Annotated in this window: 15 protein-coding genes and 2 pseudogenes; 4 read left to right on the forward strand and 13 right to left on the reverse strand. The window is 51.4% G+C overall.

Annotated elements, in window-relative coordinates:
- Position 1 precedes the first annotated feature (1 nt).
- From R50912_RS22780 to R50912_RS22805, 6 genes are all read right to left on the reverse strand, one after another.
- Complete coding sequence (locus R50912_RS22780) at positions 2–1,009, reverse strand: alpha/beta hydrolase family protein (RefSeq protein ID WP_042238115.1); 1,008 nt, start codon at positions 1,007–1,009, stop codon at positions 2–4.
- A complete protein-coding gene (locus R50912_RS22785; protein WP_042238118.1) occupies positions 987–1,670 on the reverse strand; it encodes a GNAT family N-acetyltransferase in 684 nt (227 codons plus the stop codon). Before R50912_RS22785 ends, R50912_RS22780 begins: the two co-directional genes overlap by 23 nt.
- Positions 1,667–2,464, reverse strand: a complete 798-nt coding sequence (locus R50912_RS22790) for a MerR family transcriptional regulator (protein ID WP_331281879.1) — start codon at positions 2,462–2,464, stop codon at positions 1,667–1,669. The genes R50912_RS22785 and R50912_RS22790 overlap by 4 nt, the downstream gene beginning before the upstream one ends.
- 175 nt (positions 2,465–2,639) lie before the next feature.
- A complete protein-coding gene (locus R50912_RS22795; RefSeq protein ID WP_042238119.1) occupies positions 2,640–4,226 on the reverse strand; it encodes a glycoside hydrolase family 43 protein in 1,587 nt (528 codons plus the stop codon).
- Positions 4,223–6,190, reverse strand: a complete 1,968-nt coding sequence (locus R50912_RS22800) for a YjhG/YagF family D-xylonate dehydratase (protein WP_042243002.1) — start codon at positions 6,188–6,190, stop codon at positions 4,223–4,225. Before R50912_RS22800 ends, R50912_RS22795 begins: the two co-directional genes overlap by 4 nt.
- 65 nt (positions 6,191–6,255) lie before the next feature.
- A complete protein-coding gene (locus tag R50912_RS22805) occupies positions 6,256–7,014 on the reverse strand; it encodes an IclR family transcriptional regulator (RefSeq protein WP_042238121.1) in 759 nt (252 codons plus the stop codon).
- Positions 7,015–7,109: 95 nt separating this feature from the next.
- Between R50912_RS22805 and R50912_RS22810 the strand changes: the two genes are divergently transcribed.
- The 4 genes from R50912_RS22810 (at position 7,110) to R50912_RS35995 (ending at position 8,968) form a co-directional block, all read left to right on the forward strand.
- Positions 7,110–8,045: a dihydrodipicolinate synthase family protein gene (locus R50912_RS22810; RefSeq protein WP_231637691.1), complete on the forward strand. Its 936-nt coding sequence runs from the start codon at positions 7,110–7,112 to the stop codon at positions 8,043–8,045.
- Between the two features lie 234 nt (positions 8,046–8,279).
- Positions 8,280–8,489: a sugar diacid recognition domain-containing protein gene (locus tag R50912_RS36250; RefSeq protein ID WP_052416630.1), complete on the forward strand. Its 210-nt coding sequence runs from the start codon at positions 8,280–8,282 to the stop codon at positions 8,487–8,489.
- Positions 8,486–8,689, forward strand: a complete 204-nt coding sequence (locus tag R50912_RS36255) for a sugar diacid recognition domain-containing protein (RefSeq protein ID WP_052416632.1) — start codon at positions 8,486–8,488, stop codon at positions 8,687–8,689. The genes R50912_RS36250 and R50912_RS36255 overlap by 4 nt, the downstream gene beginning before the upstream one ends.
- Positions 8,690–8,758: 69 nt before the next feature.
- Complete coding sequence (locus R50912_RS35995) at positions 8,759–8,968, forward strand: hypothetical protein (protein WP_052416635.1); 210 nt, start codon at positions 8,759–8,761, stop codon at positions 8,966–8,968.
- A 529-nt stretch (positions 8,969–9,497) separates the two neighbouring features.
- Here R50912_RS35995 and R50912_RS22820 read toward each other — a convergent pair.
- From R50912_RS22820 to R50912_RS36005, 7 genes and pseudogenes are all read right to left on the reverse strand, one after another.
- The gene (locus R50912_RS22820) at positions 9,498–10,640 is read right to left on the reverse strand and encodes a glycerate kinase family protein (protein ID WP_042238123.1); all 1,143 of its coding nucleotides are present in this window, start codon (positions 10,638–10,640) and stop codon (positions 9,498–9,500) included.
- 27 nt (positions 10,641–10,667) lie between these two features.
- A pseudogene (locus tag R50912_RS22825) lies at positions 10,668–11,475 on the reverse strand (GntT/GntP/DsdX family permease).
- Between the two features lie 190 nt (positions 11,476–11,665).
- On the reverse strand, positions 11,666–13,144 hold the full coding sequence (locus tag R50912_RS22830; protein ID WP_042238124.1) for an MDR family MFS transporter: 1,479 nt from the start codon (positions 13,142–13,144) through the stop codon (positions 11,666–11,668).
- A gap of 124 nt (positions 13,145–13,268) precedes the next feature.
- Positions 13,269–13,697 carry a MarR family winged helix-turn-helix transcriptional regulator gene (locus tag R50912_RS22835; protein ID WP_042238125.1) on the reverse strand — a complete coding sequence of 143 codons (429 nt, stop codon included), beginning with the start codon at positions 13,695–13,697 and terminating at the stop codon, positions 13,269–13,271.
- Positions 13,698–13,801: 104 nt separating this feature from the next.
- Positions 13,802–14,334 (reverse strand): annotated as a pseudogene (locus tag R50912_RS36485) (HNH endonuclease signature motif containing protein); the annotation flags it as partial.
- A gap of 328 nt (positions 14,335–14,662) precedes the next feature.
- Positions 14,663–15,139 (reverse strand): hypothetical protein, encoded by a 477-nt coding sequence (locus R50912_RS22840; RefSeq protein ID WP_042238127.1) that lies wholly within the window; start codon positions 15,137–15,139, stop codon positions 14,663–14,665.
- A gap of 15 nt (positions 15,140–15,154) precedes the next feature.
- A complete protein-coding gene (locus R50912_RS36005; protein ID WP_231637693.1) occupies positions 15,155–17,257 on the reverse strand; it encodes a DNA/RNA non-specific endonuclease in 2,103 nt (700 codons plus the stop codon).
- Between the last annotated feature and the right edge of the window lie 48 nt (positions 17,258–17,305).

Genomic DNA, 17,305 nt, shown 5'->3' on the forward strand with positions numbered 1-17,305 from the left:
TTCAGCCTTGTTTACTAAGAAACAGTTCTATCTGCTCCATATAACCATCAACTGTAATCTTCCGAGGGGCAAAGAGACTGATCATCAATGCACGCAGAGCAGAATCAGCCGTTTGGACCCGAAGCATAGAATGCTCGGTGTCCGGGAACAGCCTAACCGTGAGCAGTGAGGCAGGGCTGATGTTCTCACGGTACACCGACTCCGTTTGCTCCACATCTACATTCAAGTCCTCTTCGCCAAGCAGCAGGAGCACCGGGGATTTGAAGTTCTGTAGCTCATTCGTAGCGTCTGACAGAAAGTTCCGGCGGACAAATGACCAGCGTTCTGCGGACATTGCCTCCTTCGGATGAGTCAATTGTGTATATTCTTCATAGTCTGCTCCCTGAAGCAAAAGCTCGTCCACTTGCTGCTCGTAGGTGATCTGACGCTTAATTTCCTCGGCGGTATACCCGTCCTTCTTCATCTGCTGCCGGGTATTATACGCCCCCTGCTGCAGCCAATTGATGGCCGGTGAGACCAGAATGCTGAATGCGAGCGTTTCTTGTGCCGCAAGCTTCGGAATCACCCAACCCGCTTGGCTGGCTCCCCATACACCAACCCGCCCGCTATCCACGAACGTCTGCGCTCTGGCCCAGGCCAGTGCCTGTCCGGCTTCCTCCACCCGATCCCCGATACTCTGCTCAAGCCAGCTGCCTGCGGATCCATTGATTCCTCTTTTATTAAGCGACAGAGAGGCATACCCCAGCGAGGCGAGCCGTTCCCAGAGTGGTTTGTATCCGTCATGATGTGAAGCATCGACCGGTCCGTCGCCATGGATGAATAGTACTAAACCCAGTCCGCCTGCGGCGTTCTTAGGGAGCGTCAGTATCCCCGTTAATTTGCCCTGCGGGGTGGGAATCTCAACGGACTGCTCTATCATTTCAAACGTATTCTGACGCACAATATAAAGACCCGCACCAAGCAGTATACCTAACACGATGATTAAGCTAATTACGATTTTCTTGTTCATATGAACCTCCATATTGCCTGCTGATCATATACTCCCACTTCACTTCACCGGACAGAAATTTGCTTAACAGGCTATACTCTTCCGCTTGGGTGCTGAATCCAAGCCGTTCATACAAACTCTTGGCAGCCCTGTTGTTTCCAGAGACATGCAGGCTTAAATATGTTAATCGCGGATGATCCTGCATAAATTGTTGTGCCCGGCCTATCAGCAGTTGCCCTACACCTTTACCCTGATGTTCAGGATGAACCGCAAGATCTGCGATATAGCATTCTCCCGGCAATGGGTCATAGTTCAAGCCATAGAGTGTGGCCAGCAGCAGCAGTGTATTTCTTGTGCCAATCGCTGTAATCTGCTTCCATGCAGAAAGCTTGGCGGATTCAGCCGCCTTTCCGGTGATACTTACAGAGTTCTTGTGCCACTTCAGGCTAAGGGTACCCGCCACTACCCCGCCTCGCAGCGCCACCACCCGTTTCGTGCACAGACCTTCCGCTGAATGCTCCAGCAGCTGCTCAAAAAACACGGCTAACTCCCCTGGATCAACCTTGGCTAGCGCCATAAACTTACTCTGGAATCCATGCACAATGATCCGGCTGACCTCAAGATTATGTTCCGGCTGTATGTCTACAGTGGTAATCGTTTTGGGAACAGAAGAATGGGTCATAAAGGATCTATGCCCGAAGCGGCTTCGGTTTCAATGCAGAGCAATATCTCATAATGGAGCATGCCCTGGCTGAACAAAGAGAGGTAGGATTTCTCGATAAGAATAAGCGGACCCGGAAGTTCACTATATTCATGCTCAGCATGGCGGCTGAATTGTTCAATAGCCTTCTCAAGCCCGGATTCATCTTTCACCTGTAACTTAAGAGAGAGATAGTTGCCCGCCGGTAAAATCCGTCCGATTCCTCTGCCCCGCTCCAGAGCCGTATACAATGAGACAGTATCCTTACGGTCATAAACATAATGAATATCAGTTTCGAACAAATGGTTTACGCCTGCAGACTGTTCCACCAGTGTTCTTGCATCAAGAGCGGCTGCCGAATCCATGTCAAACCACTTTTGCAGCTGCAATGCTTCACGCATTTTCACGCTGTAGCTCTGCTTGTCCATCTGAAAATCACGCTGCTCATGCAGAACCTTCAAGAGGAGCTGCTCCAGCTGCTGGAGCCTGGCAATCTCTCTGCCTACCTCCCCCAGCGAGTGATGCAGCTTCTCTTCCATTACCTGCTCTCCGTCCTCCGCCATACTTTCTTTTATCGCCTGCACGGGCATCCCCAGCTTGCGCAGCAGCATAATTTGCGAGAGCTGATAGATCTGGTCTATGCCATACTTGCGATACTGGTTCGTATCCGTATAGGAAGGGAGAAGCACCCCTTTTTCCTCAAAATACCTGATCTGATGAACCGACACCTGCATCAGCTCGGCCAATTCGCCAATTGTAATTTCCGCCCCCAACACTCATCCCTCCTCACTTCCCTGCCTATGCTTCAATGATATACCTTAGGCCAGACCTAAGGTCAATGACTTAGTCAGAAATGTAAAAAAGACGGCACGAAAGAACGATGTAATGGATATACAACCGCTCTTTCAGTGACGCCTGGTCCTATCGTATTTCAATCAATATTAACTACGCTTACACATCAAACTCCTGGTACTCAAAATAATCAAAATCCGCCGCATGAAGCGTTCCGCTCAAATCCTGCACACACATTCCGATGAAAGTCCCGGTAAAGCGGATGTAGGCCGGGAAATCATCGGACAGATGATAGATTTCCATGGGCCCGCCGATTTTCTCCCAAGCGGATTCCCCCGACTGATAGTGGAATTGGGCGAATTCCCGGTCGATCACTACCTTCAATGCTACGCTTGCTCCCGTCGGCAGCGGGACATCCGCAGTTAGGGTATCCTCATAGACCCCGTCCCGCGAGCGGATGATGCCCACGCATTTCCCGAGGGTCTCATCATGAGTAATCCGCAAGTAGAGATAATCCTTCGTATCATAATAGACAATTAATCCGGCCATCTGCTGGAAGTGCTGCGGCTCGAATTCAATGGCGGTTTCGGCGCTGCAGCTGAAAGCCTGCTGGCGCAGGGCAACCAGACTCTGGCGGTGCATGGAGCTCATGGATTCTCTGCCCCGGAGGCGCAAATACCCGGGGCGCTCCTGTAGCGATAGCCACGCTTCCTCAGCAGGCACACGCAGGGTGCTCCAGCGGACATCCAGCTGCGGGGCATCGAAATCATCACGGGGAGCCGGAGCGGAGAATGGATGCTCCGGAATGGCCGGACCGGGCACAGTAAGCGCCGGGGCGTTCCCGCCGCCGGCCAGGGCGAGCCAGCCTTCATCCGTGAATTCGCAGCGCTGAATAGCCGTCTCCCGGCCCAGATTACAATAATTGTCCTTCACGGGACGGCCGCATAAATGCACCATATACCATTCATCTGTATGCGTGTGGACAAGACTGGCGTGTCCTGCCTTCTGCAGCTCCAATTCACGATTTCCGGCAGAAGTAAGCAGCGGATGATTAGGGGCCGTTTCGTAAGGCCCTTCGATTTGCCGTGACCGCGCCACGGTTACCGCATGATTATACTGTGTGCCGCCCTCAGCCGTAATGAGATAATACCAGCCGTCCTTCCGGTACAGATGCGGTCCTTCCGTGAGCTTCAGCTCCGTTCCCTTATAAATGGGAATGACCGGACCGGTAAGCCGCTGCTCAGTTGCCGAATACTCCTGCAGCACAATGCCGGCGAAGCTGTTATTCCCGGTGCGGTGATCCCACAGCATATTAACCAGCCATTTGCGCCCGTCTTCATCATGGAACAGCGAAGGGTCGAAGCCACTGCTGTTCAGATACACAGGCTCAGACCAGGGACCTTCGATATTCTTAGCAGTTACCAGATAGTTAGGCGTATCCTTGAACGCCCCCTGTCTGCTTTTGACATCGGTATAGATCAGATAAAAGAGTCCCGCATCATAAGTGAGACAAGGCGCCCATACGCCTCCGGAATCCGGATCACCTTCCATATTCAACTGCGATTTGCGGGTCAGCGCATACGTAAGCGGGCGCCAGTTTAACAGATCGCGTGAATGATGAATCCGTACGCCGGGAAACCATTCGAAGGTGGAGGTGGCAATGTAGTAGTCCTCCCCCGCCCGGCAGATCGACGGGTCCGGATGAAACCCGCGGAGAATCGGATTATGAATCAGATTTCTGCTCATGCTTTCTCCCCCAATGCTTGCCGTCCTGCTTCCAGTAAGGCAATGATTTTGTCGGTATCGTAGACACAGCCCTGCCAGGTCCCTCCGCTTGCTGCCTGCAGTGCGGCCCATAGCCGGGTGTCATCGGGCAGTCCCGGATCAACGGCAAGACCCGGATGCGGAGTCCGCGAAGCCAGAATCAAGGTGCCTGCTTCCTTCGACAGCGGCTGTCCCCCTTCTCCGCCTTCCCCGACCAGATTCACGCTCCCATCCAGCTTCACAGTATCGATCAGCACCTCTACCCAGTCATTATCCCGCAGCTTCCCGAGGGGACCGCCCGCCAGCGCTTCCGGTCCCATATGCCCGATGCAGGCACCGGTGGACACACCGGAGAAACGGGCATCCGTGATCAGCGTGACATATTTGCCGTAAGGCAGATGCTTGAGCGCGGATGTCAGCTGGTAGGTCTCTTCCATTCCTGTTCCGCTCGGCCCACGGCCGATAATGGCTAGGATATCGCCAGCCTTCACCTTGCCGTCCTTAATGCTACGGATAGCATCCTTCTCGGCAGTGAACACCTTCACTCTTCCCGTATGCCTATAGACTCCTTCGCTGTCCAAGACGGAAGGGTCAATCGCTGCCGATTTGATCACCGCCCCTTCAGGGCAGAGGTTCCCGGTGGGAAACGTCATCGTGGAAGCCATACCCTGCCGCTTGGCCTCTTCCGGGCTCATGATCACAGAATCCGGGTCAATACCGTCCGCTTCCTGTAATCTCCTGCGCATGTCCGTCCGTCTCTGCGAAGTCTCCCACCAGTCGAGATTCTCGCCCAGTGTCCGCCCCGTTACCGTCAGTACGGATTCATCAATCAGTCCTAGGCGCCGTAAATGCAGCATGACTTCAGGGACACCGCCTGCCAGGAACACGCGGATCGTAGGATGCGGCACCGGACCGTTCGGAAGCACACTGACCAGCCGGGGAACCTGGCGGTTCACCTCGTTCCAGTCATCTACTGTAGGAATCTTCAACCCGGCGGCATGGGCAACGGCCGGCAGATGCAGCAACAGATTCGTGGAGCCTCCGAACGCAGCATGCAGTACCATCGCGTTCTTAATAGCCTGATCTGTAAGAATATCACTCATCACTATCCCGCTATGCTCCATATGCTGAAGTGCGCGGGCCGACTGGCGGCCGATATTCTTCCAGACCGGCTGCCCCGATGGTGACAGAGCCGAATGTGGCAGTGACATGCCCAGTGCTTCAGCAATCACCTGGGCCGTTGCGGCGGTGCCGAGGAATTGACAGCCGCCTCCCGGGGTCGCGCAGGCCCGGCAGCCCAGATCTGCTGCATCCTCGAGCGAAAGTTCACCATTGCTGAACCGCGCTCCGATGCTCTGCACCTTGCCGGCATCCTCGCCGTTAACCGGCGGCAGTGTAACGCCGCCAGGCACGATAATCCCCGGAAGCTGATGCCGCATTCCGGCCAGCGCCAGCATCATGGCGGGCAGACCTTTATCGCAGGTGGCTACGCCCAGAACTCCTTTGCGGGTAGGCAGGGAACGAATCAGCCGCCGTAGAACCACGGCAGCATCATTCCGGTAAGGAAGAGAATCGAACATGCCCGTGGTCCCCTGGGAACGCCCGTCACAGGGATCACTGACATAACCGGCAAACGGTATCCCCTGATTGGCGGTGAGCTCCTCAGCAATTTCTTCCATCATCACGCCGATTTCCCAGTGTCCGGTATGGTAACCGAGCGCTAGCGGACTGCCGTCCTCCCGCCGGATTCCGCCCATTGTGCCGAGAATCAGATATTGCGGTCTGTTCAGCAGCAGCGGATTCCAGCCCATGCCCGCATTCTGAGTCATGCCGAAGATTTCTCCGCTTGGTGCACTTCGCAGCTGCTCTCCTGTAATCGGCAGCTTGCCTGCGGGACCCTCCGCAGCGGTATGTACAGGAATAGTATCATCTATGGCTTCCTTCATAATCTCATGCAATGTCAGCTTCACACTTAACCCTTCTTTCCTTCAGAATGAACTTGCCCAGACGATTAACACGAGGATAGTTTCCTCGCCAGCTCTATCACTTCCCGGACCGCAGCCTCCTGTTTATCGGCAAAAGCATGCTGCAGCATCGTGGTGCTTACAGCGGCAACGGCATTTCCTGTAGCATCCAGAATCGGCGCAGCCACACAGCTGATGCCCTGAATAATTTCTTCCCGGTCCACGGCGTAACCGGCCTCACGAATCTCAGACAATGCAGCCGTGAATTCCGCCCAACTCGTCAACGTGTGAGACGTAACCGCAGTTAAGGTTTTGCCGGAATAACGTCTTAGGAGCTCGGCTTCCGGCAGCAATGCCAGCATCATCTTGCCCATGGCGGTCGCATGTGCCGGGAACCGCATCCCTGGGCTGGACTCCAGCCTCACAAGTGAGGGCCCTTCCTGCTTGGCCAGATAGATAATCTCATCCCGGTCAAGAACCGATAACTGAAAGGTTTCCCCGATTACCCTGACACTCTGTGCAGAGCTTACCAGGAACCGCTCCACCAGATTCGTATTCTGCTTAAGGGATTCGTTGTAAACCGTATTATAGTAGGAAACCCCAGCCCCCAGTGCGTAAGCCTCCCTGTCATCCTTCACCACCCATTGCAGGGTTTCCATCGTGCGTAGCAGCGAGAACATGGAGCTTTTGTTAATGCCCGTTTCATCGCACAGGTCGGTCATCTTATGTTCTCCGGGCTTCCTGGAGATTGCCGTAAGAATCAGATCGGCCCGTTCTAAAGCTGGAACCCAATATTTCCGGTCCAAACCTTCATTCCCCTCTCATAAATCAATTGATTAAGCCGCCTTAGTTCACTATAATAATCTTATGTTTATAATAACAAACTTGGAGGCGGAATAAAATGAAAATTTCTAACATGACCGTGAGACCGCATCATACAGGCATCATCCCCCCGGTTCCGACGATTCTGGATCAATCCGGAAAATTCGACCCTAGCGGAATGAAGCTGCTGATCGACAGCCTGATCCGGCAAGGAGTTCAGGGACTCTTTTTCCTCGGGACAGCCGGAGAATTCAGCTTGTTCAGCACCGAGCAGCGCGAGGAAATCGCTGAGGTATGCGTTAAATACACGAATGGCCGTCTTCCCGTATGGATTGGTACCGGCAGCAATACGACAGCAGAGACCCTCCGCCTTACCAAGCATGCTGCGGAGCAAGGAGCAACAGGCGTCGTTGTCATTAATCCTTATTATTACAAGCTTAGCGAGGAGGCTTTGTTCTCGCATTATGCCTCAATTCTGGAAGCCGTTGATGTGCCGCTGATGCTGTACAACTTCCCGGCACTGACTGGCCAGGATCTGAGTCCGGCCTTCGTCAGCCGCCTTGCCGCCAAATACACAAATGTAACTGGAATTAAGGAAACCGTAGACCAGCTCAGCCATATCCGGCAGATGATTATGCAGGTGAAGGCGGTCAAACCGGACTTCTCGGTATTTTGCGGTTTCGATGAATATCTGCTGCCCACGCTTGCTGCCGGTGGAGACGGGGCGATTGCCGCCAGTGCCAACTTCGCACCGCAGCTGATGCTCGGGTTACTCAGCAGCTTCCTGAAGAATGATCTGGCAGAGGTGCATGAGCTGCACCGGAGAATCATAGAGATCCCTGCGCTGTATAGCATTGATGATCCTTTCATTCCTTCAATAAAAGAAGCCATTCGTCTGGCTGGTGTGCCGGTGTCCACCTTCTGTCTTGCACCCGTAACCCCCTGGAATGCTGACAAGGAGGTTAGATTGAAAGAGATTTTCAGCCGGGCGGGAATCTCCCAAGTCTCTATCTAGTCCATAGTCCCCATAACCGTAAAACACCGCTGCGCTACTCTGCCTGGACCGTTTGGCCGCCCCCTTAGCTCCGGTACACCGGTTCAGTCTTTATTCTCCGTGCAGAAGCTCTATACTTTTGTTCAGATGCACAATGAAAGAGACTGAGGCTGCCTAGGCAGCCCTCCGGGCACGGCGAAGGGGGAAATTCCGGTTGTTTCAGCTATCCGAGAAGCAGGCACAGGAAATTGTAAAATGATGATGGATATTCCTTATAACATCATCATCATGAATCATCAGGGGATTATTGTCGGCAGTGGAAAGAAAGAACGGGTCGGCACCGTTCACCAGGGTGCAGTCAAGGCATTGTCCACCGGGCAAATGGTCGAGGTGCTGGAGGATGGTCTGTATGAGAAAAAAGGACCAACGAACCGATTGTCATCGGCAACACCCGCGTTGGTGTGATCGGAATTTCCGGGAGCCCTGAGGAAGTCCGGCCTTTTTGCAACATCGTAAGAACAACGGTATCCCTCCTGCTCATCGAACAGCGGAACACACTGGAGAATCTCGCGAATGAGGCAAACCGCAAGAAGGCTATGCTGGAAATGCGGCTCGCCCATCAGGGAGCGTATTCCCAGAAATTAAGAAAAGAAGCTGCTGCATAACCAGCCGCTCCTGCTGCTGGCCTCCGGCAGACTGGAACCCAGCATTGCCGAGGGATACCTCAGGCCAAATTGGCCTTGGGTATACAGCTTGCGCTGAAGCCTGCTTCACAAGCCATTACCTTCGAAGAAGCTGAATTTCTGGTGAAGCTCAGCCATGCGAAGCTGTCGGACAAACCCGGCAGGGCGATCAAGCTGGAGGATACCGCCGATCTGCTGGAGACACTTAGAAGCTTCATCAACCATAACTGCAGCTCTTCGAGCTTACGTATGAATTGCTAGCGCTCTATAAGTAGAGCGGCTTCTCGTGTTGTTATGCCCGGGCGAGGATGCGGGCGAGGGAGGGGGTGCGGGTTGCGCGGGCGTCCCGTGCGGGTGTCGGTGCCGGTACGGGTGCTGGTGCGGGTGCGAGGGGGCGGATGCGGGTGTAGGCAGGCGGGTGCTCGGGCTCGGGTGCGGGCGGGTGCGGATTGCGGGGCCTCCCGTGCGTTGAATTACTGCCCCGCGTTTCCAAATGTTGTACGTAATACAACTCGGAAGCGTAAATTCAGGCGGTTTCGTAACGATTGTTGTATGAAATACAACAATCTGTGATTAGACCCGATATCACGGGAAGAATGTTGTATTTCGTGCAGGATTTCACCTCTGCGGGGATTATTTATAGTCTTATCTCCCGCACAAAATCAATAGCCCCTGGGAATTATCCCAGGGGCTATTCAATCAGGCTCAATTCAACTCAACTCAATCCAATTCAACTCAGCTATTCGCCCAGCTCCACTATTCACCTCGCTGCACTACCCGTCCAGCTCCACTATTCGCTAAGCTTCAGCAACCTCGCAATATTCTCGCAGGTCCGCTCAACATTAGCCGGGCCTTCAGCCAATAACTGCTCCAGGCTGGAAGCGCCCGGGACTATGCCGAAGATGGCATCAATGCCTTCTGCATACAGCGTTTCAATTCCTTCGCCGATGTAGCCGGCCAGGGCAATCACCTTCTTGCCGTTGGCCTTGGCGGTACGGGCTACACCATATGGTGTTTTGCCGAATTTCGTCTGGAAATCGATTCCGCCTTCACCGGTTAATACGAAATCCGCATCCGCCAGCTTCCGGCCTAGACCCGTGTATTCAATCACGATCTCGATCCCCTTCTGGAGTGTGGCCTGCGTGAAGATCATAAGGCCTGCCCCCAGACCGCCGGCCGCACCGGCACCGGGAAGATCCCGCACATCCTTGCCAAGCTGCTGCTTCACCACCGCCGCATAATGAGCGAGATTGGCATCAAGCTGCTGCACCATTTCAGGTGTAGCGCCTTTTTGCGGGCCGAATACCGCCGATGCCCCGTGATCACCGCAGAGCGGATTCGTCACATCACAAGCCACAATCAGCTGAATCTGCTGCAGTCTTGCATCAAGTGAGCTGATGTCGACGCTGCTCAGTCGGCCCAGACTGCCGCCGCCGCGCGGCAGCAACTTCCCCGCCTCATCGATGAATCTCGCACCCAGCGCCTCGGCCATGCCTGCGCCGCCGTCATTGGTCGCACTCCCGCCGATGCCGATGATAATCTTGCGGATTCCCCGTTCCAGACATTCCATAATCAGCTCACCCGTACCGTAAGTCGTTGTGATCAGCGGATTCCGTTCCGCCTTGTCCACCAGCTGAATGCCGCTGGCAGAAGCCATTTCGATCGCCGCAGTCTCTCCGTCGCCCAGAATCCCGTATTTCGCCGTAACCGGCTGTCCCAGCGGCCCCACGACTTTTTTATAATGAATCTCCCCGCCGGAAGCATCGACAAGAGACTGTACCGTCCCCTCTCCGCCGTCTGCCATGGGAACATGGATATAAGCCGCTTCCGGATAAATCTTCCGCAGTCCGCTCTCCATCGCAAGACAGACTTCCTTCGCAGTCATACTCTCCTTAAAGGAATCCGGTGCCAGTACAAAGGTTTTCTCTCTCATTTCCACACCCCGTATATGATATTGATATTAGAATGAAAATCCGTAAACCAGCGTAGCCACAATCGTCATCGTTCCGCCGACAAGCGCTTCGTAAGAGATGAGCCCCATACGCTGTTTGATCGTCATCTTCATACTGTCCGCAGTAACGTGATAAGTAAGTGCCCTGCCCTGCGGCAGCGAGTCGATGAACGTCGCCCCGGTATGGACCATAACGGCTGCCGCCAGCGGAGCCGTGTCCATATCCAGAATGGCCTGTCCGAAGGAACCGGTCGCCACAATAACCCCAGTCGAAGTGTACGCAGTTGCCGCTGCTATCAGAATACCGGAGATCGGTGTCAGGAACGTGCCGGAGATTCCGGACAGCTCAATGAGATGAACCACCTGATTCGATAAATCCGAAGCAGAGATCAAGCCGGCAATTCCGCCTGCCCCGATCAGGATCAGGACGGTGGCTGTCATTTTACGGAGACCGGAGGAAGTATACTGCAGAACCTTGTTCCCCTGCCCCATCGCCAGCATACCGATAATTCCGGCCAGCGGCAGAATATAAAGCGCATCCACTTTAAGTCTGGCCAGTGGCTTCAGCCGCCCCCGATTCCATCATGACACCAGCCAGGACTCCGGCGGCCAGCACCCGCAGAACCATGCCCATTACGCTTTGTGTACCGCTTACAAGAACGCTTACCGTCTGTTCCAGATTGGCTCCGCCAATAAGCGCCCCTACAATGGCTCCCAGGAACAGTGCGTATACCGGATTCAATTTTCTAAGGATCAGAATAATGGCAATAGCCTGTCCTGCCACTGCTCCGTACCAATCAATGATTACTCCTTCGATTTCGAATATCCCCCTAAGTACTTGTTGAACACACTCTCATAATTATACGGTCCCGGGGCAGTAAACGAATATTGAGGATCGGACGAAATGCATTGTGCAAGTGACCAATAGAAACCAGCTATATTTGTACTCCATTGTTAAAAGAGGACCTCCGGCAACTGCCGGAAATCCCCTTATGAACTCTCGAATATTAGGAAGCCGTCTGCCGTCTTGGCGTATCCGGCTGTGCTGCAGCATGACTGTGAACGATACTCCGTCTCACGAAGAATCCGGCAATCACACCAATCAGCGTGATGACTGCCGCCAGAATGAACGCATTATGCACGCCTGCCGCCAGACTTAGTGATCCCATATCCGCTGCTGCGGTATCCAAATGAGTACTGATGTAAGTACTTTGGCCGGCAGTCATCACACTTACAATCAGAGCTGTCCCGACTGCACTGGCTAACTGCTGCAGGGTATTCATGATGGCTGTACCATGCGGATGCAGTTCCCGTGGCAGCTGATTCAGCCCGTTCGTCTGCGCCGGCATCAGGGTAAGCGCCAGACCCACTGTCATGCAGCAGTGCATAAGAATGATCATGTAGACTGGAGTATTTACGTCAACGCTGGTGAACATCCACATGGCAGCGGACAGAATGATCATACCCGGAATAACCAGTACCCGGGGGCCGACTTTATCAAAGCTCCGTCCGATAATGGGTGACAGTATGGCATTGACCAGCCCTGCGGGAAGCATGAGCAGTCCGGCATACAGCGCTGACAATCTCAGTGAGCCCTGCATAAAGATCGGCAGCAAATACGATGTAGCGAAAATCGTCAGGAAGCCGATCACAATAAACAACGTACCTGCTGTGAACATAGGATATTTGAACGCCCGCAGATTCATGATCGGCTGCTTCATCGTGAGCTGGCGCAAGATAAACAGTAAGAGCGCTGCAAGTCCGATAACAAGGCAGGCAATAACCTTCGGACTGCCCCAGCCTCCGTCTCCTTCGCCCACAACACTAAGCCCGTATACGATACCTCCAAAGGCGATGGTGGACAGGACAAGCGACAAAATATCAATCTTCGGTTTGGTGATCGTTGCCACGTTCTCAATATTAAGCAGCCCGATAATAAAGTCGATCACCAGGAAAGGAACCAGCACCCAGAACATCCAGTGCCAATCCAGCTTGTCGATGATCAGCCCGGACACGGTAGGTCCAAGCGCCGGAGCTACCATCATCACGAGACCTACCATACCCATAGCCGCCCCGCGTTTAGCGGGTGGAATAATAGTCAGGATCGTATTGAAGATGACCGGCATCAAGATTGCGGTACCCGCTGCTTGAACCAAACGCCCGATAAGCAGCATCCCAAAGCCCGGGGCAAGCCCTGCGGCCAAGGTTCCGAGCATAAATAAGCTGATCGCTGTCACAAATAGTTTTCTAGTTGTGAACCACTGCAGCAGTAAGGCTGAGACCGGCATAATGATGCTGATGACCAGAATGTAACCTGTGGTGATCCATTGTGCGGTTGAAGCGGAAAGATTCCACTCCGCCATAAGCACGGGCAGGGCCACGTTCATCATGGTCTCACTTAACAACCCGATGAATCCCCCTAATAATAGCGCAACGAGCACAGGGATTACCTTGTATTTCACCTTGATTTGTGTTGCCTCATTCATGTACTAACGTTCTCCTCTCGAATTGCCTAACCATATTATCTATATGTTCGATTATTATATGTTCACTTATTAAATGGAGTCAAGGTTTTTCTTTAAACTTTCTTTTGGCAAATTCATTCCAGAGCTATGTCGACAACGTCTTTAAGCGGGCAATGAAATCATGCATATCCGGCCCCAGTCTGGAGAAAAACATCTGGTCCGCGCTCATAACAATCCGGCTGGCACGTTCCATAACAGCTACACCGGATTCGGTCAGTGAGATCAGCTTGGCTCTGGTATCCTGCGGATGCGGCACACGGCTGATATACCCTTTTTTCTCCAATGTTCTCAGCACTTCTGAAGCCATCATCGGATCGATATCAGAATTGTGGGCAATCTGAATCTGCGTCACACCGGACGCGCTTTCCCGCTCATTCAGTGCATGGCAGGACCGCAGAAGCGCAAACTGGACATGTGTCAGATCCACCTCCCGCAGCTCAGCTTTCATTAACTTTTGCCAATTGTTCGTGACTCTCCACATGATATAACCTATATCTTCCGTATATTGATCCATTCCGCGTCTCCCGTCGTTGTTGCTGCGTTATATTTGTTCATTATAAGCAGGAGAAGAAGCGCCGTCAAAAAATATAGATGCTCCCCATTCCGATTATTTTGCTGCTAAATTACAACATCCTGATATCCAACATCAACTACAGCTTCATCCAATAAACGAAGTCCCAGGCCATTTTCCTGATCCCATGTACTCTTAAATAGAATCCCAATATCTCGTCCTTCCCTTTTTAAATCTCTCCCTACTATTTATCCGCAAATCCTTCAGGTTCAAACGCACCCGCGTTCCACCAACACCACCAAGATGTTCAAATGTATTGTTTATCTTTGTTGGGACAAGCTGCATTGTTTTAACATCATTTAATTCGTGCCATGTTAATTTGTATTTATCTCTTTTGTTCTGATGCCTGACGAAAAAACAGGTCAACTTTGGTGGAATCCACTTATAGTCGGTCTGTAAATGAAATAGAAATATTTTGACAAAGAATACTTTGCTGAATAGCCCCCCAATTTTCTTTCAAAGTATTAAAAGTATTATATGAAGCATACTGTTTTTCACTAAATTCGCCATCTTCTTCACCATCTACCATCAAAGCAATATTGACTTCTCCTCCGAAAAACTCAATTGTAGTATCCTTGCTTGATTAACAAATCTGTTGTCAACGGTTTTAATAAGACCATTAAGAATGAATATTATCTTTTCTTCTTAACCGGTACTGCCGAACCCCTATGAGAAACGAAAACAACAAAAACAAGTCAATCATGGGGGCATCTGACCACAATTGACCTGTCCTGTGTAATAGAATAGCGACACTTTCTTCATCATAAAAGAATACTTCAAGTAATTGACTTAGGTCATAACTTGACTCTTCCTCCTAATTGAACGAACATAATTTCTGTTTCATTTGCAATTAGGCAGTTTGGTGACCAACGTTAGTCACTTCCAAAAAAGAAACAAAATCATTGGGTTCAGACTTTATTATTAGTTAGTCCCATTTTAATTTGTTCAAACCATTCCATAGAAATGTCATCTGCAGTTTTAACAGGATCATTAGTATGTATCAAATCATATTTATATTCAGCATTAAGACTATTCTTATCTACTTTGTAAACTAGTTTAATTTCAGTGGGCATTTCTCTGTTGTAATCATTGCATAATTTATATATTTTTTCGATGTCTCCATTTATTATTCTCATTACTCCTCTTTGCCGGTCTACAGATGTATTATATTGAAATTTATTTTCATTTTTTTCCAAAGCATCATTTAATTTATTTTTTCTAACAACTTTCCCATTAATCAAGAAGAAAAAATCACTGGAAATGACCTTTTCCTCAAATGAGCAATAGATAAATATTGTATCAGCATTATTACTAACATACTCCAAACATATAGAGACCATATCCGCTTGCAATTCACTAAAAAAATCTTCAAACACCTTATTCATTGATTGATCATCCTTTCAATTCAATAAATCCTTAGAAAAAAATTCTCCATCTATCTCGTAATCTATAATAAACTTAGATGGTCGTAAGTTATCTCCCTCATATTTCACTTCAACATTTACTTTTACTTGCTTTCCTTCCTTTATTGCTGCCGCCCACTGATTTTCAATTTTTTTATACTTACTCAAATTCACATTACTTGACTGAGATACAAGGTTATCAATCTCTGGTGACCCTCCAAATCTGTCTCCTGCCAAATGACCTGCATGGTCTCCAGTTACTTTGCCTGGTGTATTTGCATCATGCGGTAATCTTTCATCTCTTGCCGTTAATTTTAGCTCATCCGTACTAAACTTTTCAATTCTACCCAACTGATCTGTTTCATAATTATATTGGTGCTCACCGGCCTTATACTTCGCATTAGGTATTAGTTTCCCTGTATCATCAAAAGGATTATCAGCAAAAGTCTTTTCAGGTACTTCACCCGGCCCCTCAACCCTACCGCCGTTGCCACCCATTTCATCCATCGCATCAATATATTGCTGCTGCACCGGCGTCTTCGGCAACGCTGGGGTATCGGGTATTTCCCCTGCCTTGAAGGCAAACCCCTCCGGTGTCTGTAAGACTGGACCCAGCTCCGGGAGCTTCGACTTGATTCCTTTCAGGGCATCCTTCGCCGCCTGGCTGACGACGTCTTCCACCCCGCTGAACACTTTCCCAGCTTTGCCAATTTTGGTGACCTGCAGTCCCGGAACCAGTATGGACGCTACCGAGCCCAGCATCGCTGCCTTCTCTTCCGGGGTTCCTTCGTCAAAATTATGATAAGCCATCTTGGCCGCTTCCACCAGTACTTCCGGATGCTCCATGATATACACCGCTTGATTCTTCATTTCCGTTGTTGTTTTGACCGGGTGGACCACAAGCTTGAAGGCAAATGTAGCCGTATCCGCCACACCCATGATGACCTCTGTGATCAAGCCTTCCCCAAAAGCCCTTACTACCGCGTCTGCTTGTACGACTTTTTTCCGCCATTCCGTCATACCGTACGTGTCTTCCAGCCACATTTCATAGGCCAGCACCTGATTGGTTACTTTGGGATCAGAAATCCGCTCCATATAATAGTTAAAGGTCGTCTCATTTCGTTTGTTGCTAGCGGTAATCGGAGTGCCATCCGGCAGTTCCAGCGGCGGACCGTTCAGCCGTCTTGCAGCTTCGATCTGCTCCTGGACCTGCCTCACAGCCTCAGCGATCCTGATCTCCTCCCGCTTCACTTCCAGCTGGCTTCGCGCATAGTTCCCAGCGGCACTCTTCTCCATCGCCAGCCGCAGCTGCAGCAGATATTCTTCGTTATGTATGAGCGGTACACTCTCCGCCGTGATCGACGGATCATAATCGCAGGCTTTGACAGCCGGCTGCTTGAAATAGCCGCTTAGATCCTTCCCTGGTTCATATTGAACCTTGGCTACACCCAGCGAAACCAGCTTCCGGCGTGCTTCCTCGGCCTGCGCATGGACAGCCTCCATCTGCGTCTTGTTCCCGAACGCTTCATAGACCTTGAAGGCCATCTGCGCCTTCGCGATCCCATCCCGCGCCGCGAAGATATCCTTCAGCTTGCTTACGGCCGCAATACCCTCTACGGTCAAAAGCCCGGACGTTTGGATGATATTCCGCAGCTTCTGCACTGCCGGATCGTTATTCAGCTCATCCTTTCCCAGCAGGACGGTAACCGAAGTGATCAGATGCGATACACTCTTCTGCACAAAGGCTGGAATGGAAACCCGCCCGGCAGGACCTTGTGTCCCAAAGCTTCCGAATACACCCGCGAGAAGACTAAACTGCTGCGTGAGCTTGTCGGCCTGCCGTTTATTCTCCTCCTGGAGTCCTGCAACCCCCTTCAGGGCGGTCCGGATAATATCCTCCAATTTCTCTGCTTCTACGGTTAATTCATTGATCATGACCTGGGACTTCACGAGGTGGTCTCCCAGGGGAATTCCGCCCCAGCCGCTGGACTGGCCCTTCAGCTGCAAATACAGCCGGTTAGTGTCCTGGCTTACCTGGCCTATTCTGGTCTGCAGGCGCTGGACTTCATTCTCATTAAATATAAGCTTCCTGGAAGACAATATCATCCCTGCTTCCTTGTCAATATATATCCATTATTGTTATGCAGA

It is taken from the genome of Paenibacillus sp. FSL R5-0912, from assembly GCF_000758605.1.
Classification (GTDB): Bacteria; Bacillota; Bacilli; order Paenibacillales; family Paenibacillaceae; genus Paenibacillus_AQ.

Bases quoted from the DNA above. Each gene is read 5' to 3' on its own strand.
- R50912_RS22800 (WP_042243002.1), bottom strand. From the start codon at position 6,190: ATGAAGGAAGCCATAGATGATACTATTCCTGTACATACCGCTGCGGAG.
- R50912_RS22840 (WP_042238127.1), bottom strand. From the start codon at position 15,139: ATGAATAAGGTGTTTGAAGATTTTTTTAGTGAATTGCAAGCGGATATG.
- R50912_RS36250 (WP_052416630.1), top strand. From the start codon at position 8,280: ATGATGATGGATATTCCTTATAACATCATCATCATGAATCATCAGGGG.
- R50912_RS22830 (WP_042238124.1), bottom strand. From the start codon at position 13,144: ATGAATGAGGCAACACAAATCAAGGTGAAATACAAGGTAATCCCTGTG.
- R50912_RS22780 (WP_042238115.1), bottom strand. From the start codon at position 1,009: ATGAACAAGAAAATCGTAATTAGCTTAATCATCGTGTTAGGTATACTG.
- R50912_RS22835 (WP_042238125.1), bottom strand. From the start codon at position 13,697: ATGGATCAATATACGGAAGATATAGGTTATATCATGTGGAGAGTCACG.
- R50912_RS22810 (WP_231637691.1), top strand. From the start codon at position 7,110: ATGAAAATTTCTAACATGACCGTGAGACCGCATCATACAGGCATCATC.
- R50912_RS22785 (WP_042238118.1), bottom strand. From the start codon at position 1,670: ATGACCCATTCTTCTGTTCCCAAAACGATTACCACTGTAGACATACAG.
- R50912_RS22795 (WP_042238119.1), bottom strand. From the start codon at position 4,226: ATGAGCAGAAATCTGATTCATAATCCGATTCTCCGCGGGTTTCATCCG.
- R50912_RS22820 (WP_042238123.1), bottom strand. From the start codon at position 10,640: ATGAGAGAGAAAACCTTTGTACTGGCACCGGATTCCTTTAAGGAGAGT.